Genomic DNA, 25670 nt, shown 5'->3' with positions numbered 1-25670 from the left:
ACACACATTAAAAAGCTAGAGTTTTACCGCCAATTTAACACCTTGACGAATCGCACGCACAGCATCAAGTTCACCCGCATGGTCAGCTCCGCCAATGATATGAATCTTCTCTCCGAGTTCAGACCATTTATCTTCAAATGGACGAACAGACTCTTGCCCCGCACAAATGACGACTTTGTCCGCGTTCAATAATTGTTCTTTTCCATCTACATGAATGTGCAAACCTTGATCATCAATTTTATCGTAAGACACGCCACCGACTAAATGTACGCCCCGTTTTTCAAGGGTACGTTTATGGATCCAACCTGTCGTTTTACCCGGACCTTTACCTACGCGACCTTTACGACGCTGAAGCACCCAGACTTCTTTATCGCTGACCGCATCAGGGTAAGGGTATAAACCACCCGGTTGAGACATCTCTTTGTCGATTCCCCATTCATGCAACCAGTCATCCAACGTTTGCCCAACTGGCTCTGTGAGCATGGTCGCGACATCTACGCCAATACCACCTGCACCAACGATAGCCACTTTCTCACCGACTGGCGTTTTGTCTCGAATGAGTGTTTGATAGTCGACGACTTTTTCTGGGTTCTCAATTCCATCAATATTGACTTTACGTGGCTCGACACCCGACGCCATCACGATCTCATCGTATTCTGTTAGTAGGTCATAGTTCGCTTCCGTCGATAAGTGCAGATTCACGCCTGTTTCATCAATACGATTAGCGAAATATCGTATCGTCTCTCGAAACTCTTCCTTACCAGGGATCTGCATCGCAAGACGGAACTGACCACCGATGCGGTCGCTCTTTTCGAACAAATCAACCTTATGGCCACGTTCAGCCAGTGTAGTCGCACAAGCCAAGCCCGCAGGGCCTGCACCAACAACGGCAATGTTTTTCTTCTTAAAGGCTGGTTCAACAACAATTTCGGTTTCATAGCACGCTAGAGGGTTCACTAAGCAACTGGCGCGCTTACCTTTAAACACGTTATCTAGACACGCCTGATTACAGCCAATACACGTATTGATAAGCTGCGCTTTTTCCTGTTCGGCTTTAGCAACAAAGTAAGGATCAGCCAAGAATGGGCGCGCCATCGAAACCATATCGGCATGCCCAGAAGATAGAATACGTTCTGCTTCGTCTGGCGTATTTATTCGGTTACAAGTGATGATAGGAACCGAAACGTGAGGCTTAACTTTTTCCGTAACCCACGTAAACGCACCGCGTGGTACTTGAGTCGCAATGGTAGGAACTCGAGCCTCGTGCCAACCGATACCCGTATTGATAATCGTGACGCCAGCCTCTTCAAGCGCTTTCGCCAATTCGATAACGTCTTCAAATGTGCTGCCCTGCTCGACAAGATCCAGCATAGAGAGACGGAAAATGATGATGAACTTGTCACCCACCGCATTACGAACCGCTTTGACAATTTCTAGCGGAAAACGCATACGTTTTTTGTAACTGCCACCCCATTCGTCGTAACGCATGTTCGTGCGCTTACATAAGAATTGGTTTATCAGGTAACCTTCCGAGCCCATTAACTCGACGCCATCATAACCAGCAAGCTGGGCTAACTCAGCGCTATTCGCAAAGGCATCAATGGTTTTCTTAATCTGGCGGTCGCTCATTTCACTCGGAGCAAACTTTGCAATTGGCGCTTTAATGCCAGACGCACTTTGCGAGAATGGATGCATGGCATAACGCCCAGCATGGAGAATTTGTAGGGCAATTTTGCCACCGTGCTTGTGCACCGCTTCTGTCACAACTTTGTGGGCCTTAGCATGCTTTGGCTTGCTGAACTCAGCACTCAACGGGTGCAAACGACCGCGTAAGTTCGGAGAAAAACCTCCGGTTACAATCAATCCAACACCGCCTTTCACGCGTTCTTCATAGAAAGCGGCGAGCTTCTGTAATCCTTCTTTGTGCTCTTCTAAGCCCGTGTGCATTGATCCCATCAGGACTCGGTTTCGTAATTGTGTAAAACCGAGATCCAGTGGCTTTAATAGGTTTGGGTACATGGCAGACATCACTTAACATCCATTGTTATTATCATGGTCTGACCAGATTAAGCCCGCTCAACCAAAAAATCAAACAAGTGTTTACATTTTTGTAACACCGATCAATCTCGCGTGAAAATATGCCAATTGTTGAGTGGTCGTGATAAGCTAAAAAAATGTTATCTTTTGAGATCTTAGAGATAAGAACCCATACTTTGTTAGACTCGGCGTAACTATCTCGTTATGGAGACAAGATGAAAAAACTCTTCAAATTTATTGGTTTGATATTTAAAGGGATATGGAAGAGCATCACCTTTATCAGACTCGCACTGGCAAACCTGATCTTCTTGCTGATGATTGCCGTTTTCTACTTTGCTTTTACTTATACCGGAGACGGTCAACCCGTCGTCGAAAAAGAGTCGGCATTGGTGATGAATCTTTCAGGTCCGATTGTCGAACAAAGACGCTATGTAAATCCAATGGACTCTTTTGCTGGTTCCCTTTTGGGCAATGAGTTACCGAAAGAAAACGTCCTTTTCGATATCGTTGATACTATTCGCTACGCGAAAGACGATCCTAAAGTGTCTGGATTAGTGCTAGCACTGCGAGACATGCCAGAAACAAATCTCACGAAATTACGTTACATCGCGAAAGCGTTGAACGAATTTAAAGCGTCAGGTAAACCAGTTTACGCTGTAGGTGATTTCTACAACCAAAGCCAATATTACTTGGCAAGTTACGCTGATAAAGTTTACCTGGCACCGGATGGCGGCGTATTGATTAAAGGTTACAGTGCCTATTCAATGTACTACAAAACGTTATTGGAAAAGCTTGATGTTTCTACTCATGTTTTTCGCGTAGGTACTTATAAATCCGCTATCGAACCGTTTATTCGTGATGACATGTCCGATGCGGCGAAAGAGTCTGCAACACGTTGGGTTACTCAATTGTGGAGTGCTTTTGTTGATGACGTAACGACAAACCGAAATATTGATGCGAAAGTGCTTAACCCAACCATGGATGAGCTGATTGACGAAATGAAGTCAGTGGACGGTGATCTTGCTCAGCTCGCGGTTAAACTGGGCTTGGTCGATGAACTCGCGACACGCCAAGACATTCGCACTCTATTTGCCAAACAGTTTGGTAGTGACGGCAAAGACAGCTACAACGCGATTGGTTACTACGACTACCTTGCAACGATTCGTCCTGATTACACACTACCTCAGCACGATATCGCCGTTGTTCTAGCCAGTGGCGCGATTATGGATGGTCAACAACCTCGTGGTACTGTCGGAGGTGACACCGTCGCAAGCTTGTTGCGTCAAGCACGCAATGATGAAAAGGTGAAAGCGGTCGTGTTGCGAGTAGATAGCCCTGGGGGTAGTGCCTTTGCCTCTGAAGTGATTCGCAACGAAGTAGAAGCACTGAAACAAGCAGGCAAGCCAGTTGTTGTATCCATGTCGAGTTTAGCCGCTTCTGGTGGTTATTGGATTTCAATGAGCGCAGACAAGATCGTTGCTCAGCCAACAACACTGACGGGTTCCATTGGTATTTTTAGTGTCATCACCACGTTTGAAAAAGGCTTTAGCAAGTTAGGCATTAATACTGATGGCGTTGGCACATCGCCGTTCTCTGGTGACGGCATTACCACTGGCCTCTCTGACGGCGCGTCTCAAGTATTCCAATTAGGTATCGAGCACGGTTATAAGCGCTTTATTTCTTTGGTTGGCGAGAATCGCGATATGTCTCTAGAGGAAGTCGACAACGTCGCTCAAGGTCGAGTTTGGACAGGACAAGACGCACTATCCTTTGGTCTTGTCGACCAGATGGGTGACTTTGATGATGCCGTAGAACTAGCGGCAAAACTGGCGAATGTGACTGATTACGGCATTTACTGGGTAGAAGAACCGCTTTCTCCCACTGAACTATTTTTACAAGAGTTCATGAAACAGGTGAAAGTCTCTCTAGGTATTGATGCAACCAGCTTGCTACCAAAAAGTCTTCAACCCGTAGCTCAACAGTTCGAACAAGACGCAAGCTTGCTACAAAGCTTTAACGATCCTAAAGGTCAATACGCATTTTGTTTGAACTGCCAAGTGCAGTAGCTTTTTCATTAAGATTACAAAGGGTATCTCTACTTGAGGTGCCCTTTTTATTACGCTCAACATCTCCTCAGATGACTTTCTGATGCTGTGCGCATAGCCTCGCATCTCAAGGTTATTTAGGTATATAATCCCCGCCTCTGTTCCCCTACATGAAAGAAAAAACGATGACTAGAAAACACATCTACATCGCTTACACCGGTGGCACCATCGGAATGCAAAAATCGGATCACGGCTATGTGCCTGTTGCTGGCTTTATGGAAAAGCAACTAGCAAGCATGCCAGAGTTTCACCGTCCTGAAATGCCGGATTACACTATCCACGAATACGATCCTCTGATTGACTCATCAGATATGACGCCTGCCGACTGGCAGCAGATTGCGGATGATATTCGTGACAACTATGACAAATACGATGGTTTCGTCATCCTACATGGTACTGACACCATGGCATATACAGCATCTGCATTGTCTTTCATGCTTGAAAACCTTGGCAAGCCAGTGATTGTTACAGGTTCACAGATCCCTCTCGCAGAGCTGCGTTCTGACGGCCAAGCAAACCTATTAAACGCGCTACATATTGCGGCAAACTACCCGATCAACGAAGTGACTTTGTTCTTCAATAATCAATTGATGCGTGGTAACCGCAGCACAAAATCTCATGCGGACGGTTTTAATGCCTTTACTTCACCAAACCTTCCTCCACTACTGGAAGCTGGGATCAATATTCAAGTAAGCAACAGCGTAACCGTTGGTGCACAACCAGAAGGTGAATTTAAGGTTCACAACATTACACCACAGCCAATCGGCGTGATCACTATGTATCCTGGTATATCACATGAAGTTATTCGTAATACGCTTCGTCAGCCTGTAAATGCGATGATTCTGTTGACTTTTGGTGTGGGCAACGCGCCTCAAAACCCTGAGCTACTGGGTCACCTTAAAGAAGCCTCTGAGCGCGGCGTTATTGTCGTGAACCTAACTCAATGTTTGGCAGGCAAAGTGAATATGGGCGGCTACGCCACGGGTTGTGCACTGGCAGACTCTGGAGTTATCAGCGGCTTTGACATGACGCCAGAAGCGGCACTAGCAAAACTGCATTACCTTCTAAGCCAAAACCTTTCTTACGAAGAAGTGAAAGAGAGAATGCAGCAAGTACTGCGTGGTGAGATGAGCCTGTAAATTCAAGCTTACTACGATCTAAAAAGCCCAATAGAGATTGGGCTTTTTTCTTTTAAAGTCAAAGTAGTAGCGGTAAACGACACCCTGTAAAAATCAAAGGTTCGCTTAATCAATGTTCGGATTGACACGAACAATGTCGCTCTCTTCTCCGCTAAATTGTTTTTTAAGTTCTTGCTTCGATTTAAAGCTGATTTCACCACCTGCCGCAACCGTCATATGCTGCGCATCAGTATTATGTTTTGATTGATACAACATCACAGCTTGCATACACGAATCTCGCTGCTCTTTAGAAAGTGTTGTACCCTCAGGCCATCTTCCCGTTTCTACTGCATAGACTAAGCGATCATAAACTTCTGGAGTCATCGCTTGTAATAGTTGTTCTGCGTCCATAATGTACCTTCTTATTACATTCTATTTACAGAACATAACGGGTTAAGAAACTGAGTCAAGAATACGAAAATGAATTGGTGTAACGGATCACAAGCAAAACCATGAAAAGAACACACTGGTTACTTATCAGCCTCACAAGTCTCGCACTAACGGGCTGTTTCGAAGGTAACGTGACAACCGAAGAGTTGTGCCAAAAAACACCAGAGCTGCGCTGCGAACAGCTCAATATGGATGACGGGCAATGTCGAGTTCCCAGAACAAACTTAGTATGGCATCGGTTTGAGCAACTGAAACATCCATCAGAAGCCAGTCAAATTATCGAATACGCTCTGGTCGCTGAATATAGGAAATGCTTAGAACTCGCCTCTCAGATCACACCTATTGATCAAAGTGCTCTCAAGAGACAGCGTTTTAACGCTTTGGTACACAGTATTGATGAGCTAGAACGCATCGTAAACGAGTTAAAAGGCTCAGAAGACCCCGCAACTTTGTATTTTTTGTGGTCTCAAACGGGTGACATCCAAGCTCGTCGCGCATTTTTACAAATGGAAGGCTCACCCAAGTTAAATACTGCTGAGATGCAATATGCATTAGCTACTTTCTATACTAATCGAGATGCCAAGAAAACGTTAATACTGCTGAATAAAGCGTTGTCTTTATCGGATGAAGACAACCTTAATCCGATCATTCTCAAATCAATGGCAAGCATTCATCAAGGGCTTGGAGAAAAAGAGCGCGCGTATCTGTGGGCAATGGTTGCAAAAAGATTCGACGTCCCGCTTGCTGATGAAAAGCAGCTCAAGCGTATGTTTAATTTTAGTCATGCAGAGCAATATCAGCAGCTAGATGAATTAGCTGAATCGGTGGCAAAAGCCATAGAGAGAGGGAACTACTCTCCAGCAATGATACCCAAAGAGATATAAACGAAAAAACTCCCGCAATTGGCGGGAGTTTTTCTTTGGGTCAAACTACACTCTGTTTTCTACTTACAACAAATCGTATTGAAAGGATAAAACACTATCGAGCACAATTTTGTCGTTATTGTTCTGATTTGTTGAAAATTAACGACACTGAATTAACACAAAAACGCTCACCCGTGGTCTGTGGGCCATCTTCAAAAACGTGCCCTAGATGGCTATCACATGTGGCACAACGAATCTCTGTACGTATCATTCCGTGACTCAGATCTTCTAAATAGCGCACCGCTTGATCATTGATGGGCGCATCAAAACTTGGCCAACCACAGCCAGAGTCATACTTGTTATCAGAGACAAAGAGAGGGGCATTGCAACAGGTACAAGCATAAACACCCGTCTCTTTATTATGCAGTAGTTTACCGCTGAAAGGCGGTTCTGTACCTTGCTCTCGGCAGACACGAAACTCTTCTTCAGAAAGTTGCTCACGCCACTGCTCATCTGACTTCGCCACTTTTTTCCCGTTTTGTTCCACGACTTTCTGCTCCTTCTTTACTGTTTTTGGTATTGACTTTTTTAGCAAAAAACTTGCTTCTCTTAACAGTTGTAGCACATACTTTCTCACCAGGACACCATGCGTAATTAATTTGATAAGAGCACTTATCTCACCAGTTATATTACGCCAACTGGACTACAGAAGAATCAGTTAAAAGTTTAAAAAACGAACATTTGCGAAGAATTGTTAAAAAAAGCGTCGCTTTTTTTTGACTTTAAACAAGTTAAGTCCGATTATCACTTGCAGATGTTTACTGGATTCTGTAATTTTACTACCAGTTATCTTTAATCAGAAATTAAGTTGTGGAGCAACTATAATGACTATCAAAGTAGGTATTAACGGTTTTGGCCGTATCGGTCGTTTCGTATTCCGTGCAGCGCAAGAGCGTGCTGACATCGAAGTTGTAGGTATCAACGACCTTATCGACGTAGATTACATGGCATACATGCTTAAGTACGACTCAACTCACGGCCGTTTCAACGGTACTGTTGAAGTTGAAGGCGGTAACCTAATCGTTAACGGTAAAACTGTACGTGTTACTGCAGAGCGCAACCCAGCGGACCTTAAGTGGGACGAAATCGGTGTTGACGTTGTTGCAGAAGCAACTGGTCTTTTCCTAACTGACGAGACTGCACGTAAGCACATCGAAGCTGGCGCGAAGAAAGTTGTTCTAACTGGTCCTTCAAAAGACGCTACTCCAATGTTCGTAATGGGCGTTAACCACGCTACTTACGCTGGTCAAGACATCGTTTCTAACGCTTCTTGTACTACTAACTGTCTAGCGCCTATCGCTAAAGTTCTTAACGACAAGTTCGGTATCGAATCTGGTCTTATGACTACAGTTCACGCTACTACAGCAACTCAAAAAACTGTAGACGGCCCTTCTGCTAAAGACTGGCGCGGTGGTCGTGGTGCTTCTCAAAACATCATCCCATCTTCAACTGGTGCTGCTAAAGCTGTAGGCGTTGTTCTTCCAGAACTAAACGGCAAACTAACTGGTATGGCTTTCCGCGTACCAACAGCTAACGTTTCTGTAGTTGACCTAACAGTTAACCTAAAAGAAGGCGCATCTTACGAAGCTATCTGTGCAGCAATGAAAGAAGCTTCTGAAGGCGAGCTAAAAGGTGTTCTAGGTTACACTGAAGATGCAGTAGTATCTCAAGACTTCATCGGTGAAGTTCAAACTTCTGTATTCGATGCTAAAGCTGGTATCGCTCTAACTGATAACTTCGTTAAAGTTGTATCTTGGTACGACAACGAAATCGGTTACTCAAACAAAGTTCTAGACCTAATCGCTCACATCTCTAAGTAATTAGATAGTTAGCAATTAGCGAATAACTTCGTTAAAGAAAAGGCGGCTCTAGAGTCGCCTTTTTTGTATCTGGAATTTGAGAGAATACCTCGGCGCTGTTGCATTGTATTTGCGACGGATGTCGAAACCCTACTTTCCCCAATGATAGGAAACAGCACATGGATTTAAAAACTCTCCCAGCTCTAACCGTGTTATCTGATAACGTTACTGTCGTTGAAATTGATCAGGTCAAAGTAGTACGTGTTATTCATGAGAAAGCGACAGCAGGCATCTCCTTACATGGTGGTCACGTTGTTTCGTTCACTCCTGCTGGTCATGAAGATTTGATTTGGATGAGCGAGAAGGCGATTTTCGACGGGAAAAAAGCCTTACGAGGCGGCATTCCCGTTTGCTGGCCATGGTTTGGGCGTATTGCAGCACCGGCTCATGGTTTCGCACGTACTGCTGAATGGGAGCTGGTTGAACATCGCGAGAACGATAACGGCGTGATTGTTGAACTTGCTCTGTTCCCGACAGAAGAAATCCACGATATTTGGCCACATATGTTTGACGCTCGTTTGGTGGTTGAAGTTGGCGATGAGCTAAAAGTGACACTCAAAGTCATGAACATCGATGACGAAGCTTGGACCTTCTCTGGCGCGTTACATACTTACCTAAACGTTGGAGACATTAAGCAAGCACAAACGACAGGCATGGGTGCCGAGTACATTGATAGCTTGAAAGCTGATGCGGTATGCCAAGGTGGTGATGTTCTGCAACTCACAGACACCATTGATCGCGTTTACACGCAACCAGAAGCGAAAATTTTGGTAAAAGATCCGGAACTGAATCGTACATTAAGCGTGGAAAACCATGGTCATAACTCCGCGGTACTTTGGAACCCTTGGGCAGAAGGTGCAAAAGGTATGGCAGATATGGCTGACGATGGTTACCAAACCATGCTGTGTGTTGAATCTACTGTTCACGCTCCAAGTATCGAGCAAGGTAAAACGCTCCAGCCAGGTGAGACTCATGAACTTGTCACTGTAATTTCAGTGCAGTAGTTATAACCAGATCAAAGGTCGGGAATACCCGACCTTTTTTGTAATAAAAGCCCCACCTAGATGGTCCTCTCTCAACTAACTTATTGGTTATCAGTCACTTTTGACTATTTCATTAATAAATATCAAAAAATTCGATCATATAAACCGATAGCATGCCGATACAAAACTCATAAATAATAAAAATATCAGGAACTAATCTATGTTAGAGAGATACCGAAATCAAAGTGTCGGATTCCAGTTAAAGCTGGTTATCACTTTGTGTCTATTCATTGCTTTCAGCAGTATTGCTGCGCTTGTTTACCGTAACGCTTCCGATGTTCTATTGGAAAGCACCCTTAAAGAGCACCAATCTAAAGTAGAGTCGATGGCTAAAACCATTGCTGGCCAATTCGATGCTTATCTGCATACCGCTAAAGTGCTCGAGTCCACTTTTCGTAATGGTTACCTTGCCGGTGTTTATGTCGAAAACTATACCGTTGATTTCATGGGGCATGAAATACCAAACATCACTCAATACAGTGAAAGCTTAATTAACGACACAAAGCTGGTCGATAGCTTCACACGTGATACCGGTGCTATCGCGACTTTATTCGCGCCTTTGGGAGATGACTTTATTCGAGTATCTACCTCACTAAAAGATCCACAAGGTCAACGAGCAGTGGGAACCACGCTAGGTCTCGACCACCCAGGTTATCAGCAACTAAAAGCTGGTCAGCCATATTACGCTCAAATAAAGTTGTACGGCGAACGCTACATTACCTATTACTCTCCAATTAAAGATGCTACAGGAAAAGTTGCAGGGTTATCGTTTATTGGTTTGCCCGTAGATCAAGCAACACAAACGCTATTCGATGCGCTAGAGGAGATTAAATGGGGCGATACTGGCTATACCATCATTGTCGACAACGACGACAACAATCTTGGTAAGTACCTACTCCATCCGACCAAAAGTGCAACCGACCCTTCAATCACAGAAGTTCGTGACTACGAGGGTAATAAGCCTTTCCATAAAATTTTTGAACAAAAGAGCGGATTAATTCTCTACCCTTACCAATTCGGCTCAACAGTCGGCGAAAAGTACTTAGTGTTTACCGAAGTACCAGGCTGGAACTGGAAACTACTGGGTGGTACGTTCATCAAAGAAGTGACCAAAGGCAGTGATACACTACTCAAACTTATCGCCATCATTTCTTCGGTAGCGGCAATCATTACTTTTGTTGTACTGACACTTTTCTTGAATCGCAGCTTACAACCTCTGACCGTTCTAAACTCCTATATGACTCGCTTGGCGGGCGGCGAGGTCAGCTTGAACGTCCCATCGTCTCGTAAGGCATCAAAAAATGAAATTACGAACCTGAATACGGGTGTCGCCAGTATGGCAAGTCAACTCAATGAACTTGTTGGTAAGATCCGTTCCACAAGCGACTTAGTAGAGAGCAACTCCACCAGCGTTGCCAATGATGCCCATAGCAATTTAACCCAAGCTGACCGCCAACAAGAAGAAGTAGAACAAGTGGTAACAGCAATCGAAGAGATGGCCTCTTCTGCTCAATCGGTTGCCCAACAAGTCGAAAGTATTGCGGAAAACGTACGCTCAGCGAATACCGATAGTCAATCTGGTCTCGCGATTGTAGAAGGCGTATGTATCGATGTTGCTCAACTTAACGATCAGTTGGATCAATCAGCAGCGGCTATCGAGCAAGTCAATCGCGATAGTGAGAGTATTCAAACCGTCACGAAGATGATTGATGAGATTGCAGAGCAAACCAACCTACTTGCGTTGAATGCAGCCATTGAAGCCGCACGAGCAGGTGAGCAAGGTCGTGGCTTCGCAGTTGTAGCAGATGAAGTGCGTACACTTGCGCACCGTACACAAAGCTCAGTTCAGGATGTTGTTGAAATTATTGAGAAGCTAAAAGGCTCTACTCATAATGCAGTTAATATGATGACTGACAGCCAACGCAGTGCCAATCAGGTCTTAGACAAAGCACAAGACGCGGGTACAGCATTAGAAGCTATCGCAGTACAAGTCCAGTCGATAGCGTCTCAAGCCGACGCCATTGCTGCGACCTCAGAAGAGCAAGCGCAAGTATCCCAAGAAATTGCTGCAAATGCCCATTCTATCAGTGAGCTAAACCGAGAAAGCCGCGACACCAGCGCGAAAACCTCGCAAAGTGCCATTGAACTGCAACAACAAGCTCGGAACTTGAAAGAGCAAGTCGACTTCTTCCACTAATACTGAATAAGAGCCGATTCCATCGGCTCTTTTTGTTTCACTTGAGACCACGCTTTTTGATAGAATTTGCCGCCCTACTTTCTGTTCGAGATCGTCATGAACTATCAATGCCCTTTATGCCACCAAGCTCTAGCGTTAAACGAAAAAACGTTTAAGTGCGAAAACAATCATCAGTTTGACTTAGCAAAAGAAGGCTACGTTAACTTGATGCCAGCGCACCACAAACGTTCTAAAGATCCTGGTGACAATAAAGAGATGATGCAAGCTCGTCGTCGATTCCTTGAGGGGAATTACTACAACCCAATGCGCCAAGAGGTTGCGCAGCTGTGTGCGAAATACACAGAGGGAACCGATCATCAATTATTAGATATTGGTTGCGGCGAGGGTTACTACACGGATCAAGTGCAGAAAACGATACAAACGCAAACGGACGATGCGACGATATATGGATTGGACATTTCAAAAGTTGCGATTCGTTATGCGGCGAAGCGCTACACACAGTGTCACTTTAGCGTCGCTTCTAGCCATCGGCTTCCTTTCGCGAATGAATCCTTAGATGCTATTTTGCGCATTTATGCCCCTTGCAAGGCAGAAGAGCTTCAGCGCGTTGTAAAAGAGAACGGTGTGGTCATCACGGTGACACCTGCAAGCCGTCACTTATACCAACTACGTGAACGCATTTATCAAGATGTTCGTCTTCACAGTGAAGAGCCAGAACACATTGAAGGATATGAATTAGAGCATCAACAACATCTTAACTATGTTATGAATTTGAAGAACGGGGCCGCATTCGATTTATTGCAAATGACGCCATTCGCATGGAAAGCAACCGATGCACTTCGTGAAGAGTTGAAGTCCGCTACACTCTATCAGTGTGAGGCTGATTTTATGCTGCGCGTATATCGCAAAAAGTCCACTCAGTAATAATAGTGGCAGCCAATAAACGCAAATAGTTATCATTTATATTGATTCATTGCTCAGCCTCCATTAATATCATCCGGACATTTTTGGAGGCTTTTCAATGCGCTTTTCTATTTTAAGCTTGCTCTTTGCTGGCTTACTTACTGGTTGTTCTTCTGTTCCATCAACCAACTCTCACCCTACCTCTGCGGAAGTCACTACTTTTTACGACTACCAACTTTACACCCCTTCTGGCGAGCACATCGCTCTAAGCAAACTACCAAAAGAGCTGCGACAAGCAGATGTTATTCTTATTGGTGAATGGCACACACATGCCGGCGTTCATCGCTTTCAAACCGATATGCTCAAACAACTTTCATCTTATGACCGCCCACTCGCGTTATCAATGGAACAATTTACCCGCGACAAACAACCTGTTGTTGACGCTTACCTGCGTGGGGAAATCGGTGAACAGTACTTGATGAAACAAGCCAATGCTTGGCCCAATTATGAGAGCGACTATCGCCCTCTCGTTGAGTTTGCTAAGCAGAAAAATCTCCCGGTGATTGCAGCGAATGCACCAAAGGGCATTGTCCGATGTATTGGTCGTCAGGGGATAGACTACGTTAACAAGCTCGATGATGAGCAGCGAACGTTTATTGCAGAATCCATCAACACGGCCAGTAGTCCATACAAAGAGAAGTTTATGGCATCCATGCATCATGGGAAGCCAGAACAAACCGAGAAACAGTTTGCAGCTCAAGTAACTTGGGATGAAACTATGGCGGAATCTATCGTTAGCTACCTAGACGACAACCCAGGCGCTCAGGTTATCCATGTTGCGGGCAAGTTTCACACCGAGCAAGGGCTGGGTACGGCAGCATCAATCTTAAGCCGCAACCCGAGCTTAAAAGTGGTTGTAATTAGCCCAACAGATAATGTGCTTGCTGATCATACTGATTATCAGTTAGAGGTTCTTGCACCACCAGTACGGTATGTACAAGATGCTCACCGCATGGCGGCATATCAACACCTCACTAAGCGCAATAGCGATCTTCAATGTAAGTAGCTGGTCTCCAATTTAAGTTACTACCTTGTCGTTGCGCGTAGCATCACACTGCTCCGAGTTCATGGAATGACAACGGTCTGCTTCCTGCTGGTCTATTTTTTGCTAATGATCACGAATATAAACCAGAAGCGGCAAAAGCAGACCTGTTTTTATCCCAATAGCTTCAGAAATAGACTTTGCCGCCGATAGTAATATAACTGCTTTTTACCCGCACTCAGTGACCGAGTGTCGATGTTCCAAGGAGTATTCGATGAATCCAGTAGGAAGCACTTCTGTTAATAGCTATGCCAAACAATCTGTCGCCTCTAAGCAAACAAGTATTGCACAAGAGGAAGGCAACGCTTCACCGCTAAAAGTCGAACACAATAAGGTGACACTGTCTACGGAGGGCAAAGCGCTCCTTGCCGCTCTGCAGCAAATCGAACACGACAGTAAGAGAGTAGAAGCAGAAGATAAATCTGTTGGTGAAAAAGTGGAGTCCTTTACACATGGCGCACTTGGCATGGAGCACCCTGACAAAATCGAGGAAGAAGAAGACGGCTCATACTCTGCGGGTCAATACCTTTCTGCAGCCCTCACTGTCGGTGGCATCATATTAGCGTTGGTCTAATAATCGTTACGACAATAAATCCTATTTGAATAAATCACTAACTGCAGCCCATAATTTGATACGTCAAAGAACGATATGTCGTAAACGTAGGTTATATACTCCTCAATTCGACCGCTCTTATGACCTTAGAACGCATACTCGTTTATTGCTCCCTAAACTAGGTTTCTTGTGAAGGCACTGAATGGATAACTTTAGTCCATGCTTTCAACTCCTAAGCGTAATCCAAGCCCACGTTTGTGGGCTTTCTTCTTTCTAAATTCACAAACGTTAGAGGTTGACTCACTTTTTCTACAAACCCAAGCAAAGACGACAATTTAGTTAAACTTTTATTACCGACACAAAATCGTCATAAATCATTGTTTTAATGCCAGCGCTTTCAATAAACAAGGAAAATATAATGAAGCGCTTAGTATCTCCAATCGTTACCGCAGTGGCAGCATCAACTCTCTCTTTTAATGCACTCTCGGCCGAAATCAAAAACGTTATTCTGATGATCGGCGATGGCATGGGGCCTCAACAAGTTGGTCTACTAGAGACTTACGCCAAACACGCACCTAACTCGATTTACAAAGGCGAAACTACCGCTTTGTATAAACTCGCTCAAGAAGGTGTGATTGGATCATCACTGACCAATCCAGAAGACGCGATTGTCGTCGACTCTGCGTGCTCCGCAACGATGCTAGCAACAGGAATACCTACCGCTTCTGAAGTCATTGGCATTGATAGCCAAGGCAACCACGTTGAAACCATTTTGGAAAAAGCCAAAAGCAAAGGTAAGGCTACGGGTCTCGTCTCTGATACACGTATTACTCATGCAACGCCAGCCGCATTTGCCGCTCATCAACCACACCGCTCTCTAGAAAACAGTATTGCGGCGGACATGCTAGAAACTGGCGTTGACGTGATGATGTCTGGCGGACTTCGTCATTGGATTCCAAAGTCGACAAACGACAAGGGAGAGACATACGAGCAACTTGAAAAGCTCACTGAAGGTAATGTCTACCTAAAGTCGAAACGTAAAGATGAGCGCAACTTGCTTACTGAGGCGCAAGACCAAGGTTACAACCTGGCTTTCAGCCGCGATATGCTCACACAAGCTAAAGGTGACAAATTACTTGGACTTTTTGCTTACTCGGGCATGAACGATGGTATTGCCTACAGTCAAAGCAAAAACGATCCAAAACGTACGCAGCCATCACTGAAAGAAATGACCACCAAAGCAATCGACATCCTTTCAAAAGACAAAGACGGCTTTTTCTTAATGGTTGAAGGCGGTCAAATTGACTGGGCTGGCCACAGTAACGATGCGGGTACGATGCTGCATGAAATGATCAAGTTCGACGAAGCGGTAGACTCGGTTTATGAGTGGGCAAAAGGCCGTGATGACACACTGATCATTGTTACCGCTGACCACGAGACCGGTTCTTTCGGCTTTAGTTACTCATCAGCAAACTTGCCTAAACCGCAAAAACGCGATGGCGAAGCATTCAAAAATCAAGATTACGCGCCAAACTTCAACTTTGGTCAGTTCGAAATCCTCGATGGTTTATACAACCAGAAGAAAAGCTACTACGGTATGATCAGCGAATTCCAAGCGCTTGATAAGAAAGCTCAAACACCAGAGAAGTTTGCAGAAATTGTGAATGCAAATAGCGCTTTTTCGATTACGCCTGAGCAAGCAGAACGCGTATTAGCAAGTAAACCAAATCCATACCGACTCGCTGGACACAAATACTTAAGCGAAGAGAACGTTCCTACAATCAATGACTTTGATGCGTTCTTTCCTTACAACGACCGTGGCAACTTGCTAGCTCGTGAGCATGCAACAAAGCAAAACACAGTATGGGGAACGGGTACTCATACGCATACCCCAGTCAACGTATTTGCTTGGGGGCCGGCAGAAACTATCCTTCCGGTATCAAAAATCATGCACCACTCTCAGTTAGGCGAGTACTTAAAGCAACAAATCAAATAATCGGCTTGCACTTACTTCACGACTCGTGATGTTCAAACGCTCTCGTAAGGGAGCGTTTTTTTATGCATGAAAATAGTTGACGTTTTAAACAACAAACCTCAATAATTATAGGTCTTTGATTATATGAATGAAGAAAATGTGCGAAATATTTGCTAAGCAGCCCCAAGACAACTATCAGTTCATCACCCGCTCTATCCGTATTGATGGTCACGCCACAAGTGTAAAACTTGAAGCGAGCTTTTGGACGATTCTTGAGGAAATTGCTAACGCTCAAAACATGACTGTTCCTAAGTTTATTAGTACGGTCTATCAAGAAGCGCTCGAATACAATGGTGAAGTAAACAACTTTGCCTCCCTACTCCGCTGCGCCTGTCTCACTTACGCTCGCCAGCCTAAAGAGACGATTCGTCAAGCACTGACACAACTAAACACTTAATAACAACCAACCACTGACCAACCTACCAATAACCCTCATAGGCTATGCAACAGAGTTGTAAGCCATTGAGCATGCTCTAATTTGTCGTACTAGAGTACTACCCAGACTCCTTTTGAACTCGCTAACCTATGCGGACTATCAAGGAGTACCCATGACAAAAATGATTCACACCATGATCCGAGTCAGCGATCTGGACCGTTCTCTACAATTTTACCGCGACATACTAGAGCTAGAAATCAAAGACCAATACATCTTTGATGGTTTTTCTCTGACCTATCTAGCCAACGAAGAAACTGGCTTTGAATTAGAGCTAACACACAATCACGATCAAACTGAGCCTTACACTCACGGCTCAGGCTACGGTCACCTTGCTGTCAGCGTAGAGGACATCGAACAAACTCACAAACGCATTAAATCTCTCGGTATTGAAGCGGGTGACATCAAAGCTTTTGATCACCAACAAAAGCATTTGGCAACGTTCTTTTTTGTGACTGATCCTGATGGTTACAAAATTGAGTTCTTACAACGCCAAGGGCGTTACCTATAACAAAAAGAGTAAACATCATGATTCACTTGACTGCTACCTTTCACGCACAACCGGGAAAAGAACAGGAACTGAAAGCAGTGCTCACCCGGGCACTTGAACCCACTCGCAATGAAGAAGGTTGTGTTCGTTATCAATTATTCCAAGATAAAGACAATACGTGCCACTTCGTTTTTCAAGAGCAATTTAAAGACCAACAAGCGTTCGATCTTCATGGTGAAACAGAACACTTTGCTCTTTTGATTAGCCAAATCGACAACTTGCTAGAATACGAACCGAAATTGGTGTTCTTTAACGAACTGTAAAAACACCGCTTAATGCAAATAAAAAGGCACTCTTTCTAGAGTGCCTTTTCGTACTGTTTTGGCTGTGATTACGCGTCTTGTTTCTCTACCATGTGCAAATGCACATCTTGTTGTGGGAAAGGAATCGAAATGCCTTCTCGGTCAAAGCGCAGTTTCACTTCTTTTGTCACATCCCAATACACGTCCCAATAATCATCAGTTTTTACCCATGGACGAACAATAAAGTCTACAGATGATGTGTTTAACGTATGCACTTTGATCATCGGCTCTGGTGTACGAAGTACTGCAGGGTGAGAAGTAATGATATCAGACAGCACTGACTCGGCTTTCAGCAAGTCATCCGCATAACCAATGCCAAACACCATATCCACACGGCGAATGCGCTCGTGTGTGACGTTCTTAATCACATCTCCCCAAATTTTACTGTTAGGTACAATAATAATTTGGTTATCAAACGTACGGATTGTGGTGTTCACCAAGCTCATATGGCTTACCTTACCATCCACGCCACCAGCATACACAAAGTCACCAACATCAAATGGGCGATAAATAAGCAACATCATACCCGCCGCGAAATTGGACAAGGTGTCTTGTAAGGCGAAGCCGATAATCACACCAGCAATACCAAAACCGGTTAGGATCGGTGCTAGGTTCAATCCGAGCTGAGATAGGCCCACCATGATACCAATCACCCACACGAACTTGCCGGACATTGAGATAAAGAAATCCTGCATCAAGTGTGAGAGCTTTAAGTTTTTCGATGAAACCGCCTTGCTGACCACTTTGCGCGTTAACTTCGCGAGCCCACGAGCGATCAATAAAATCAGCGCAAATACAAACAACTGGAAAATGTGCTGCGGCGCATTTTCGGCAAACCAGTCTAGCGCAGAGTTGGACCAATGGCTCAGTATTGACCACACTACTTTGGTATTCAGCAAGTCATGGGTGATATTCCCTGTCACTTCGAAAATTTGGCGTTTGTATTCGGACGTTTCTAAACCGACTTTATCGCCAATCGAAATTAAATTGCGTAGGCTTTCCGTCGCAATATTCAGTCTTTGTTTAGTAATAAGCTGACTTAGCTGCAGTGACGCTTTTTCCGATTCAGGGCTTGACGAAAGTTGAGAGCCGATGATTTCACTTTGCTGGCTCAAGTACTCAATTGAGGCAGACAGCAAACGCATACGTTTATCAACTTTATCCTTTAGTTCCGCTTCTGCGCGCTCATTTTGAGCCCCTAACTCTTTCAGCCAAGCAAGGTTTTGCCAACTTGAATCGAAGCTGACATCGAGGTAATGCTGTAACTCTCGGTAATCATTAACAAGAGCAAGTTTCTCTTCATCCTTGGCTTTATTTAAATCTTCAACGACTTTCTTTATTTTTTCCGACAGATAGTTCGTGGCGTCCTCAGAGTATTTTTCCTGCTTTTTAACCAAGGAGATCAATTTGTCGTGAGGGATAGTTTCACGTTCAATCGCTGATGCTAACTGACTTCTTAACTCTTCATTTTTTTGGAATAGCTGTAGTTGAAGCGCGTCGCGCTCATCACCACTCGCTTGCGAGAGACCTTGGGATAAATCCACAATTTCTCGATTCAAGTTATCAATAGAAGTTTCGGCAGCAGAGGGCTCTGGCGTATCCTGAATATCTTTCGCATTGATGACCATAGGGGCCATCATACCGAGGATGAGCGTGAATAATGCCACCCAAGATGTCAGGCGTATTTTCTGGGGGAAATGAAACGTCATGTTTACCTCTTAGGGAACAGTTCTGATCAAAACGACCAAGAATAGAAGTGTAAAGCCTTGAAATTATATACCTAAGTTTACAACACTAAATAATAAACTGAGCAGCATTTCGTTAGTTGGGCGTCAAAGTTGAGAAACCCAATAACAAACAAGCCTTTCATTATTAGATGAAAGGCTTGTGTAAATTTAACTACGGGCGATTGGGGTGATTCAGAATATGGTCTTCCCAATCCACCACATCAATCTCGTATACCACTTTATTGCGGACACTTTCGCCCGCCGCGTGCATCGCAGATTTCGAGCCCGTAATCAACGGATGCCATTCTGGTAAAGGCTGTTTTTCAGCCAACAGGCGGTAAGCGCACGTATGCGGCAGCCAAGTAAAATCGTCAATGTCTTCGCGCGTCAGCTTGGTGCACTCTTCACCCGAAGTAAAACGATTTGGGTAATCCTTACAAGAACACGTTTTGCTATTTAACCAGCTACAGGCCACATTGGTGTAATAGATTTCGTCGGTATCTTCGTCCATTAGCTTATGCAGGCAACATTTACCACAACCATCACAGAGAGATTCCCATTCCTCTTCTGTCATCTGCTCTAACGATTTACTTTGCCAAAATGGAGTGCTCATACTTCAGGTCTCACCAAGGGAATTTAGGGGGCGATTTATACCCCTCTCGACGCAAAAGTTCAAGTTTTGAGAAGATCTCGAATCATTCACACATAACAGTAGAGATATTCAACTACTTTCGCTTTACTGTTCTATCCTTAAACGAGTTTCCATTACACTCAATTGATCAAGAAGGCATTAAGGAGTTTTCATGGGTATTATTTCTTGGATTATTTTGGGCTTAATCGCCGGTGCACTCGCAAAATGGCTCATGCCAGGAAAAGATGGGGGTGGCTGGATTGCAACAATGCTACTCGGTATTGCCGGTGCCTTTGTCGGCGGCTTTCTTGGCGGTATTCTGGGTTTCGGCGGGGCAACTGGCGTAAATATCGGCAGCATCATTACCGCAACGCTGGGCGCGTTTATTCTGCTGTTTGTTTACAATCGCTTCTTGAGATGATCACAACGGTTTAAAAGCAAAAAGGAGCACTCTATTGAGTGCTCCTTTTTATTTTTTCTTAAGCGACTCTTCCAATCCACGTCAAAATGACCATAATTGCCCCCTCAATTTTTAAGAGGTTTACATTATGGATTGTCGATTAGGATGCGGAGCTTGCTGTATTGCGCCAAGTATCTCTTCACCGATACCTGGAATGCCCAAGGGCAAACCAGCAGGTGTTCGTTGCGTGCAACTCAACGATGACAATTTGTGTAAGCTGTTTGGTAAGCCTGAGCGCCCTAAAGTTTGTCACGATTTTAAGCCGTGTCCGGTTGTGTGTGGCAAAACCAACCAAGAAGCGCTCGACAACATCACTCAGCTAGAGCAACTTACTTAATCTATTCAGCGCACCTGTTTAATCGTTCCCCAGCTCTCGCAAATACAAGTAGATGGTATCGCGCGATATACCAAGATGGTTTGCAACCATTAAAACAGCATCTTTGTATTTAAAAATGCCTAGGCCATGCAGTCGCGTCACCAGTTCACGGTTGCGTTTAGAAGGCGCAATGGCTTCATTTTCCCACACTTCTGTTTGCACGGTTTCTATCGTACTGATGATGGTTTCATCAATATTACGCGCAAACGTTTCTGGTGAGCGAGCACCACCAACACAACACTCGGTGTGTTGCTGAGGCAACATTGCCTTTAAAAACGCCTGCATCGGTGCATCCATATCCACGTTGATACACAGCAAACCAATCGGTTTGTTTTTTGGATTTCTGACAATTGTCGTAATGGAGTGCAAGGTCTTTCCGTTCGACGTTTTCGTCAGGTACGAATCAGAAACGTCCTTGCCCTCTCTTAACTTCATTCTCGCTAAGTTGGTAATTGGGGCACCTTCACTGCGTTCCGTCACGTGCCCATTTGCGATTTTGATGATTTCCGGCGCTTCGGCATCTAAGCTGTGGAGAACCACTTCAGTATGTTCACCATACATACGTGCAATGCCATCCACGACGTTTTTCATAGAGTTCAAAATATCGAGATCACTCTTGGTGAGTTTCTTTAGTAGCAATGTTACTTCCCTTAGCAAAAACTGGAGGTTAGGCCGACATAATATCGATAATAGATTTGTCAGTATACGGCATACCGAAACGAACCATTGAGCCAACATTTCTTATCGTTTGCTCAACTTCTTCGCCTACTATACCTTGATTCTTAACACTGTGGTTACCCATCGCCATCAAATATGAGCGCACCGCCGTTGTCGACGAAGTACACACTTTCATCGCACAAGAGGACTTCGCACCATCGCACACCATACCTGAACTGTCGCTGATGACGTTTTGAATGGCGTAGCATGATTGCTCAAATGTACCACCAGCTAAATACACCAGCGCCATAGAAGCTGCCGCACTGGTAACAGTGTTGCCACAAAATGCGGATAACGGTGGGTAATAAGATTTGATGTAAATAGCCCCTAAATGGCTCATGATCAACGCGCGAGCCAACTGTTCTTCGTCGTTTTGGAATACTTCTGCCGCAACTACAACTGGCATTGTAGCGGCAATACCTTGGTTCCCACTGCCGAAATTGCTCATGGCTGGCAACGTTGCCCCTCCCATGCGAGCATCAGACGCCGCTGATGTCATCATCTGTATACGACTCATTAAGTCATTGCCCAATAAGCCTTGCTCGATGTTGCCTTTTAGCGTGCGTCCAATTTCTAGGCCGTAACCTCGGTCGATACCCTCTTGAGCCAACAAGGTATTAAGCTCTGCAGCTTGGAGAATGAATTTGATCTCTTCAAAAGGCGCTTGAGTGGCAAACTCATAGATTTGTTTGATCGAAATATCCACACCTTCACAAACGGAAGCGGTTGCAACGCGTTGCTGTGGTGGTGCATCAAAAATCAAGTCGCCATTACGCATGATTTGGAGAATGTTGGTGTGACCGCCACTGATCGTGACCGAAACAACATCGTCACCAGAGGTGAGCGTTACGCTGCAATAAATGAATTCTTGCGTATCCATGCGCGCTACAGTTACCCGCTCTTCATCTATCAATTGTTGCGCAGCAGCGACATCCTGCTCATTAATCCGAGCCAACACTTCCAGTTCTGCTGTTGGGTCACCGGCTAATGCACCAACTGAGGCGGCAATTTTGAGGCCTATCTTGCCCGTTCCGGGTACGAAAACACCCATCGAGTTTTTAAATAGGTTGTCTGAAACACGCACCTCTATCGCATCAATATCGGATGTGCCTAACTCTTTTCTAGCAACTGCTGCCGCGTACGCAGCAGCAATGGGTTCTGTACATCCTAATGCAGGTTTCACAACTTGCTTAATGATTTGGATATATTGTGTCCATTGCTGGTTCATGCTCTGTTCTCCGTATTACTTTTTATGAGCAATCGCTTCGACTTCAATTAACACGCCAAGAGGCAAATCTTTCACTGCGAAGCAACTGCGTGCCGGACAATCTTGTTGGAAAAACTCTGCGTAGACCTTGTTAAACTCGGCAAAGTCATTAATATTCGATAGGTAACACGTTGTTTTTAAAACAGTATCGATACTGCCACCACCAGCCTCTAAAACGTGCTTCAAGTTAGTAAGAGATTGATGACTTTGTGCACTGATGCCGCCTTCAACTACTTTTCCTGTTGCCTTATCAACGGGTAATTGGCCAGAAGTAAAAATCAAATCACCATAGCTAGTGCCATGTGAATAAGGTCCGATAGCAGCAGGCGCGTGTTCAGATGAAATCAATTTTTTCATTTTCAAATCCTCACATAAATTTTATTTTTTATTAAGAAGTTTCTAATTCAACTTCCGTATTAGCGTTATTTTTTCAATTAAATATGAATCAAACAACTAGATCAGATCACAAAATTCGTTAAAAACTCCAATTTATTTGAACTTCTTCGCCAAGATCTCAAATTTATCTGAATTTTCCACAAAAAAATTGGTGATATACATTTTCTCAATTAAATTTGAGAAAAATTCATACTAACAAGAGAAACAATAAAATGAGCGTGACAGCACCTACACAAACCTTACCTATCGGTAAAGAGCCACCGCACGTAAAAGCAGGCATGGCCCTAGACGAGTGGAAAGCCGCGATCAAGTTTGATAGCACAGACTGGGGATGGGTGATCATGAGTATCGGCATGGCAATCGGTGCCGGTATTGTCTTTTTACCAGTAAAAGTAGGCGTATTGGGCCTTTGGGTATTCTTGGCCTCTGCCGTGATCGGCTACCCAGCAATGTACTTATTCCAACGCCTTTTCATCAACACTCTCTCAAGTTCACCAAAGTGCCAAGATTACGCTGGCGTCATTTCCGGCTACCTTGGTAACAAATGGGGGGCGTTATTAGGTGTGCTCTACTTCATCATGTTGGTGATTTGGGTCTTTGTTTACTCAACAGCTATCAACAATGACTCGGCATCTTTCCTACATAGTTTTGGCATCACGGAAGGTTTATTGTCTGAAAACCCGCTATATGGTCTGGCTTTAGTGTGCGCGCTGGTCGCTATTGCATCTCGTGGTGAAAAGATTTTGTTTAAGGTCAGTACTGGTCTTGTACTGATTAAACTTTGTACCGTTGCATTACTTGGCGTCATGATGATCGAAAAATGGGATGTAGCGAATGTCGGTGCAATTCCAGAAACAGGCGCTGGTTTGAAAGATGCAATTGAGCTACTGCCGTTTACTCTAACGTCTATTCTCTTCATTCAAAGCTTGAGCCCAATGGTGATCTCGTACCGATCAAAAGAAAAATCGATTGAGGTTGCTCGCTTTAAAGCCATGCGCGCAATGAAAATTGCTTTCGGTATCTTGTTTGTGACCGTCTTCTTCTACGCGATTTCCTTTACGCTTGCGATGTCACATGAACAAGCGGTTAAAGCAGCAGAAGAGAACATCTCTGCTCTTGCGATGGTTGCGCAAGGCATGGACGGCACGACGCTAAAACTAATGAGTTTGATGCTGAATATTTTCTCAGTAATGACTGCGTTTTTTGGCGTGTACTTAGGTTTCCGCGATTCTTGCCAAGGTCTAGCGATGCTGGCTCTAAAAAAGGTCATGCCTGAAGATAAGATCAATAAAGACTTAGTCACCAAGGGAATCATTCTCTTTGCGATTCTCATGGCGTGGGGTGCAATTGTATTGAATCTACCAGTTCTGAGCTTCACATCAGTATGTAGCCCTATCTTTGGTTTGATTGGCTGTTTGATTCCAGCTTACCTTGTCTACCAAGTGCCTTCTTTACACAAATACAAAGGCGCGTCGCTTTACTTGATTATTGCGACTGGTATTTTGTTGTGCGTATCACCTTTCGTCGCATTTAGCTAAAACCTACTTTGCCTTGGCTGTTACTCAGGTAGTGATGGCCAAGGCAACCTTAAGATTCAACCTCTCCTCTCCCTGCTTTTCTCTCATCCTTGAGAACTCTTGCCACATACCGTCCTATTTGCAGTTTTTACGCGATCTCTCTCACACTTTATTGACAATTCTCGACTATGTTCAGCGGGTCATTTAATTAGAAATTAGGAAATAACATGAACAAGTATTTGGCTGAGGCTTTTGGTACGTTCTGGCTAGTATTGGGCGGCTGCGGCAGCGCAGTGTTGGCTGCAGGTTTTCCAGATGTTGGTATTGGTCTGCTGGGTGTCGCTCTGGCCTTTGGTTTAACCGTTTTAACCATGGCATTTGCAATCGGTCATATTTCAGGTTGCCATTTGAACCCTGCAGTAACGGTTGGCCTTTGGGCTGGCGGTCGTTTTGATACAAAAGACGTTGCGCCTTACATCATCGCACAAGTGATCGGCGGGCTGATCGCTGGTGGTATTCTTTATGTCATCGCGACAGGACAAGCTGGATTTGATGTTGTTGGTTCTGGCTTTGCCGCCAACGGTTATGGTGAACACTCACCAGGTCAGTACTCAATGCTTGCTGCGTTAGTTTCTGAAATCGTGATGACGATGATATTCCTTATCGTAATCATGGGGGCGACAGACAAACGTGCACCTCAAGGTTTTGCACCTATAGCGATTGGTTTGTGTCTGACTCTTATTCACCTGATCAGCATTCCTGTGACAAACACCTCAGTAAACCCGGCTCGTAGTACAGCAGTCGCAATGTATGTGGGTGACTGGGCAGTTTCTCAATTATGGCTGTTCTGGGTTGCGCCTATTTTGGGTGGTGTACTTGGTGCAGTCATCTACAAAAACCTTCTTGGTAAAGAATCGAACGATTAATCGTTCCCAACTCACAAGCTCAAAAAAGCCGCTGAATTCAGCG

The 25670-nt window shown here is 44.5% G+C and carries 25 protein-coding genes; 17 read left to right on the top strand and 8 right to left on the bottom strand.

What is annotated here, in order from left to right; translation table 11 throughout:
• Window positions 1-15 precede the first annotated feature (15 nt).
• Window positions 16-2028, bottom strand: coding sequence for an NADPH-dependent 2,4-dienoyl-CoA reductase (locus NL644_RS10755; RefSeq protein ID WP_253658382.1), 2013 nt, complete (start codon window positions 2026-2028; stop codon window positions 16-18).
• A 224-nt stretch (window positions 2029-2252) separates the two neighbouring features.
• Between NL644_RS10755 and sppA the strand changes: the two genes are divergently transcribed.
• Window positions 2253-4103 carry a signal peptide peptidase SppA gene (sppA, locus tag NL644_RS10750; protein ID WP_012841560.1) on the top strand — a complete coding sequence of 617 codons (1851 nt, stop codon included), beginning with the start codon at window positions 2253-2255 and terminating at the stop codon, window positions 4101-4103.
• A gap of 164 nt (window positions 4104-4267) precedes the next feature.
• On the top strand, window positions 4268-5281 hold the full coding sequence (ansA, locus tag NL644_RS10745) for an asparaginase (protein WP_046874512.1): 1014 nt from the start codon (window positions 4268-4270) through the stop codon (window positions 5279-5281).
• A 105-nt stretch (window positions 5282-5386) separates the two neighbouring features.
• On the opposite strand, the gene NL644_RS10740 is transcribed toward ansA, so the two are convergent.
• Entirely contained in the window at window positions 5387-5671 is a 285-nt protein-coding gene (locus NL644_RS10740) for a YeaC family protein (protein ID WP_005380700.1), read from the bottom strand.
• A gap of 101 nt (window positions 5672-5772) precedes the next feature.
• Between NL644_RS10740 and NL644_RS10735 the strand changes: the two genes are divergently transcribed.
• Window positions 5773-6594: a DUF2989 domain-containing protein gene (locus tag NL644_RS10735; RefSeq protein WP_253658381.1), complete on the top strand. Its 822-nt coding sequence runs from the start codon at window positions 5773-5775 to the stop codon at window positions 6592-6594.
• Between the two features lie 115 nt (window positions 6595-6709).
• Here NL644_RS10735 and msrB read toward each other — a convergent pair whose 3' ends face one another.
• Complete coding sequence (gene msrB / locus NL644_RS10730) at window positions 6710-7120, bottom strand: peptide-methionine (R)-S-oxide reductase MsrB (RefSeq protein ID WP_167394173.1); 411 nt, start codon at window positions 7118-7120, stop codon at window positions 6710-6712.
• A 337-nt stretch (window positions 7121-7457) separates the two neighbouring features.
• Here msrB and gap point away from each other — a divergent pair, with 337 nt between their 5' ends.
• From gap to NL644_RS10680, 10 genes are all read left to right on the top strand, one after another.
• On the top strand, window positions 7458-8453 hold the full coding sequence (gene gap, locus NL644_RS10725; protein ID WP_012841556.1) for a type I glyceraldehyde-3-phosphate dehydrogenase: 996 nt from the start codon (window positions 7458-7460) through the stop codon (window positions 8451-8453).
• A 158-nt stretch (window positions 8454-8611) separates the two neighbouring features.
• Entirely contained in the window at window positions 8612-9496 is an 885-nt protein-coding gene (locus NL644_RS10720; RefSeq protein ID WP_253658380.1) for a D-hexose-6-phosphate mutarotase, read from the top strand.
• Window positions 9497-9695: 199 nt separating this feature from the next.
• Entirely contained in the window at window positions 9696-11732 is a 2037-nt protein-coding gene (locus NL644_RS10715) for a methyl-accepting chemotaxis protein (protein ID WP_182019786.1), read from the top strand.
• Window positions 11733-11828: 96 nt separating this feature from the next.
• The gene (gene rlmA / locus NL644_RS10710) at window positions 11829-12656 is read left to right on the top strand and encodes a 23S rRNA (guanine(745)-N(1))-methyltransferase (protein WP_074191650.1); all 828 of its coding nucleotides are present in this window, start codon (window positions 11829-11831) and stop codon (window positions 12654-12656) included.
• A gap of 97 nt (window positions 12657-12753) precedes the next feature.
• On the top strand, window positions 12754-13701 hold the full coding sequence (locus NL644_RS10705; protein ID WP_253658379.1) for a ChaN family lipoprotein: 948 nt from the start codon (window positions 12754-12756) through the stop codon (window positions 13699-13701).
• 250 nt (window positions 13702-13951) lie between these two features.
• Window positions 13952-14311 carry a hypothetical protein gene (locus tag NL644_RS10700; RefSeq protein ID WP_253658378.1) on the top strand — a complete coding sequence of 120 codons (360 nt, stop codon included), beginning with the start codon at window positions 13952-13954 and terminating at the stop codon, window positions 14309-14311.
• A gap of 397 nt (window positions 14312-14708) precedes the next feature.
• Entirely contained in the window at window positions 14709-16286 is a 1578-nt protein-coding gene (locus NL644_RS10695; protein WP_253658377.1) for an alkaline phosphatase, read from the top strand.
• A 136-nt stretch (window positions 16287-16422) separates the two neighbouring features.
• Entirely contained in the window at window positions 16423-16722 is a 300-nt protein-coding gene (locus NL644_RS10690) for a ribbon-helix-helix domain-containing protein (RefSeq protein ID WP_031780613.1), read from the top strand.
• A gap of 151 nt (window positions 16723-16873) precedes the next feature.
• Window positions 16874-17269 (top strand): VOC family protein, encoded by a 396-nt coding sequence (locus NL644_RS10685; protein WP_012841552.1) that lies wholly within the window; start codon window positions 16874-16876, stop codon window positions 17267-17269.
• Window positions 17270-17286: 17 nt separating this feature from the next.
• Window positions 17287-17571, top strand: a complete 285-nt coding sequence (locus NL644_RS10680) for a putative quinol monooxygenase (RefSeq protein ID WP_253658376.1) — start codon at window positions 17287-17289, stop codon at window positions 17569-17571.
• A 68-nt stretch (window positions 17572-17639) separates the two neighbouring features.
• On the opposite strand, the gene NL644_RS10675 is transcribed toward NL644_RS10680, so the two are convergent.
• Window positions 17640-19319: a mechanosensitive ion channel family protein gene (locus NL644_RS10675; protein ID WP_114323314.1), complete on the bottom strand. Its 1680-nt coding sequence runs from the start codon at window positions 19317-19319 to the stop codon at window positions 17640-17642.
• A 190-nt stretch (window positions 19320-19509) separates the two neighbouring features.
• A complete protein-coding gene (locus NL644_RS10670) occupies window positions 19510-19950 on the bottom strand; it encodes a YcgN family cysteine cluster protein (RefSeq protein ID WP_005384948.1) in 441 nt (146 codons plus the stop codon).
• A gap of 190 nt (window positions 19951-20140) precedes the next feature.
• Here NL644_RS10670 and NL644_RS10665 point away from each other — a divergent pair, with 190 nt between their 5' ends.
• Complete coding sequence (locus NL644_RS10665; RefSeq protein WP_005397239.1) at window positions 20141-20389, top strand: GlsB/YeaQ/YmgE family stress response membrane protein; 249 nt, start codon at window positions 20141-20143, stop codon at window positions 20387-20389.
• A gap of 127 nt (window positions 20390-20516) precedes the next feature.
• Window positions 20517-20765, top strand: a complete 249-nt coding sequence (locus NL644_RS10660) for a YkgJ family cysteine cluster protein (protein WP_253658375.1) — start codon at window positions 20517-20519, stop codon at window positions 20763-20765.
• Between the two features lie 18 nt (window positions 20766-20783).
• On the opposite strand, the gene NL644_RS10655 is transcribed toward NL644_RS10660, so the two are convergent.
• From NL644_RS10655 to NL644_RS10645, 3 genes are read right to left on the bottom strand one after another with little or no spacing between them, the layout of a single operon-like run.
• Window positions 20784-21443 (bottom strand): transcriptional regulator, encoded by a 660-nt coding sequence (locus tag NL644_RS10655; RefSeq protein ID WP_005397228.1) that lies wholly within the window; start codon window positions 21441-21443, stop codon window positions 20784-20786.
• 28 nt (window positions 21444-21471) lie between these two features.
• Entirely contained in the window at window positions 21472-22749 is a 1278-nt protein-coding gene (locus tag NL644_RS10650; protein WP_085342863.1) for a serine dehydratase subunit alpha family protein, read from the bottom strand.
• Window positions 22750-22764: 15 nt separating this feature from the next.
• A complete protein-coding gene (locus NL644_RS10645; protein ID WP_005397224.1) occupies window positions 22765-23145 on the bottom strand; it encodes a RidA family protein in 381 nt (126 codons plus the stop codon).
• Between the two features lie 317 nt (window positions 23146-23462).
• Between NL644_RS10645 and NL644_RS10640 the strand changes: the two genes are divergently transcribed.
• On the top strand, window positions 23463-24722 hold the full coding sequence (locus NL644_RS10640; RefSeq protein ID WP_031780611.1) for an amino acid permease: 1260 nt from the start codon (window positions 23463-23465) through the stop codon (window positions 24720-24722).
• 206 nt (window positions 24723-24928) lie between these two features.
• Entirely contained in the window at window positions 24929-25627 is a 699-nt protein-coding gene (aqpZ, locus tag NL644_RS10635; RefSeq protein WP_253658374.1) for an aquaporin Z, read from the top strand.
• Window positions 25628-25670 lie beyond the last annotated feature (43 nt).

This window comes from Vibrio sp. Y10_XG_PY6 (assembly GCF_024181795.1).
GTDB classification, from domain to species: domain Bacteria; phylum Pseudomonadota; class Gammaproteobacteria; order Enterobacterales; family Vibrionaceae; genus Vibrio; species Vibrio diabolicus.
This window is presented reverse-complemented; position numbering and strand designations above follow the sequence as displayed.

What these genes read in the sequence shown, in the direction of transcription:
- NL644_RS10755 (WP_253658382.1), bottom strand. Translation starts at nt 2,028, where the DNA reads ATGTCTGCCATGTACCCAAACCTATTAAAGCCACTGGATCTCGGTTTT.
- sppA (WP_012841560.1), top strand. Translation starts at nt 2,253, where the DNA reads ATGAAAAAACTCTTCAAATTTATTGGTTTGATATTTAAAGGGATATGG.
- ansA (WP_046874512.1), top strand. Translation starts at nt 4,268, where the DNA reads ATGACTAGAAAACACATCTACATCGCTTACACCGGTGGCACCATCGGA.
- NL644_RS10740 (WP_005380700.1), bottom strand. Translation starts at nt 5,671, where the DNA reads ATGGACGCAGAACAACTATTACAAGCGATGACTCCAGAAGTTTATGAT.
- NL644_RS10735 (WP_253658381.1), top strand. Translation starts at nt 5,773, where the DNA reads ATGAAAAGAACACACTGGTTACTTATCAGCCTCACAAGTCTCGCACTA.
- gap (WP_012841556.1), top strand. Translation starts at nt 7,458, where the DNA reads ATGACTATCAAAGTAGGTATTAACGGTTTTGGCCGTATCGGTCGTTTC.
- NL644_RS10720 (WP_253658380.1), top strand. Translation starts at nt 8,612, where the DNA reads ATGGATTTAAAAACTCTCCCAGCTCTAACCGTGTTATCTGATAACGTT.
- NL644_RS10715 (WP_182019786.1), top strand. Translation starts at nt 9,696, where the DNA reads ATGTTAGAGAGATACCGAAATCAAAGTGTCGGATTCCAGTTAAAGCTG.
- rlmA (WP_074191650.1), top strand. Translation starts at nt 11,829, where the DNA reads ATGAACTATCAATGCCCTTTATGCCACCAAGCTCTAGCGTTAAACGAA.
- NL644_RS10705 (WP_253658379.1), top strand. Translation starts at nt 12,754, where the DNA reads ATGCGCTTTTCTATTTTAAGCTTGCTCTTTGCTGGCTTACTTACTGGT.
- NL644_RS10700 (WP_253658378.1), top strand. Translation starts at nt 13,952, where the DNA reads ATGAATCCAGTAGGAAGCACTTCTGTTAATAGCTATGCCAAACAATCT.
- NL644_RS10695 (WP_253658377.1), top strand. Translation starts at nt 14,709, where the DNA reads ATGAAGCGCTTAGTATCTCCAATCGTTACCGCAGTGGCAGCATCAACT.
- NL644_RS10690 (WP_031780613.1), top strand. Translation starts at nt 16,423, where the DNA reads ATGTGCGAAATATTTGCTAAGCAGCCCCAAGACAACTATCAGTTCATC.
- NL644_RS10685 (WP_012841552.1), top strand. Translation starts at nt 16,874, where the DNA reads ATGACAAAAATGATTCACACCATGATCCGAGTCAGCGATCTGGACCGT.
- NL644_RS10680 (WP_253658376.1), top strand. Translation starts at nt 17,287, where the DNA reads ATGATTCACTTGACTGCTACCTTTCACGCACAACCGGGAAAAGAACAG.
- NL644_RS10675 (WP_114323314.1), bottom strand. Translation starts at nt 19,319, where the DNA reads ATGACGTTTCATTTCCCCCAGAAAATACGCCTGACATCTTGGGTGGCA.
- NL644_RS10670 (WP_005384948.1), bottom strand. Translation starts at nt 19,950, where the DNA reads ATGAGCACTCCATTTTGGCAAAGTAAATCGTTAGAGCAGATGACAGAA.
- NL644_RS10665 (WP_005397239.1), top strand. Translation starts at nt 20,141, where the DNA reads ATGGGTATTATTTCTTGGATTATTTTGGGCTTAATCGCCGGTGCACTC.
- NL644_RS10660 (WP_253658375.1), top strand. Translation starts at nt 20,517, where the DNA reads ATGGATTGTCGATTAGGATGCGGAGCTTGCTGTATTGCGCCAAGTATC.
- NL644_RS10650 (WP_085342863.1), bottom strand. Translation starts at nt 22,749, where the DNA reads ATGAACCAGCAATGGACACAATATATCCAAATCATTAAGCAAGTTGTG.
- NL644_RS10645 (WP_005397224.1), bottom strand. Translation starts at nt 23,145, where the DNA reads ATGAAAAAATTGATTTCATCTGAACACGCGCCTGCTGCTATCGGACCT.
- NL644_RS10640 (WP_031780611.1), top strand. Translation starts at nt 23,463, where the DNA reads ATGGCCCTAGACGAGTGGAAAGCCGCGATCAAGTTTGATAGCACAGAC.
- aqpZ (WP_253658374.1), top strand. Translation starts at nt 24,929, where the DNA reads ATGAACAAGTATTTGGCTGAGGCTTTTGGTACGTTCTGGCTAGTATTG.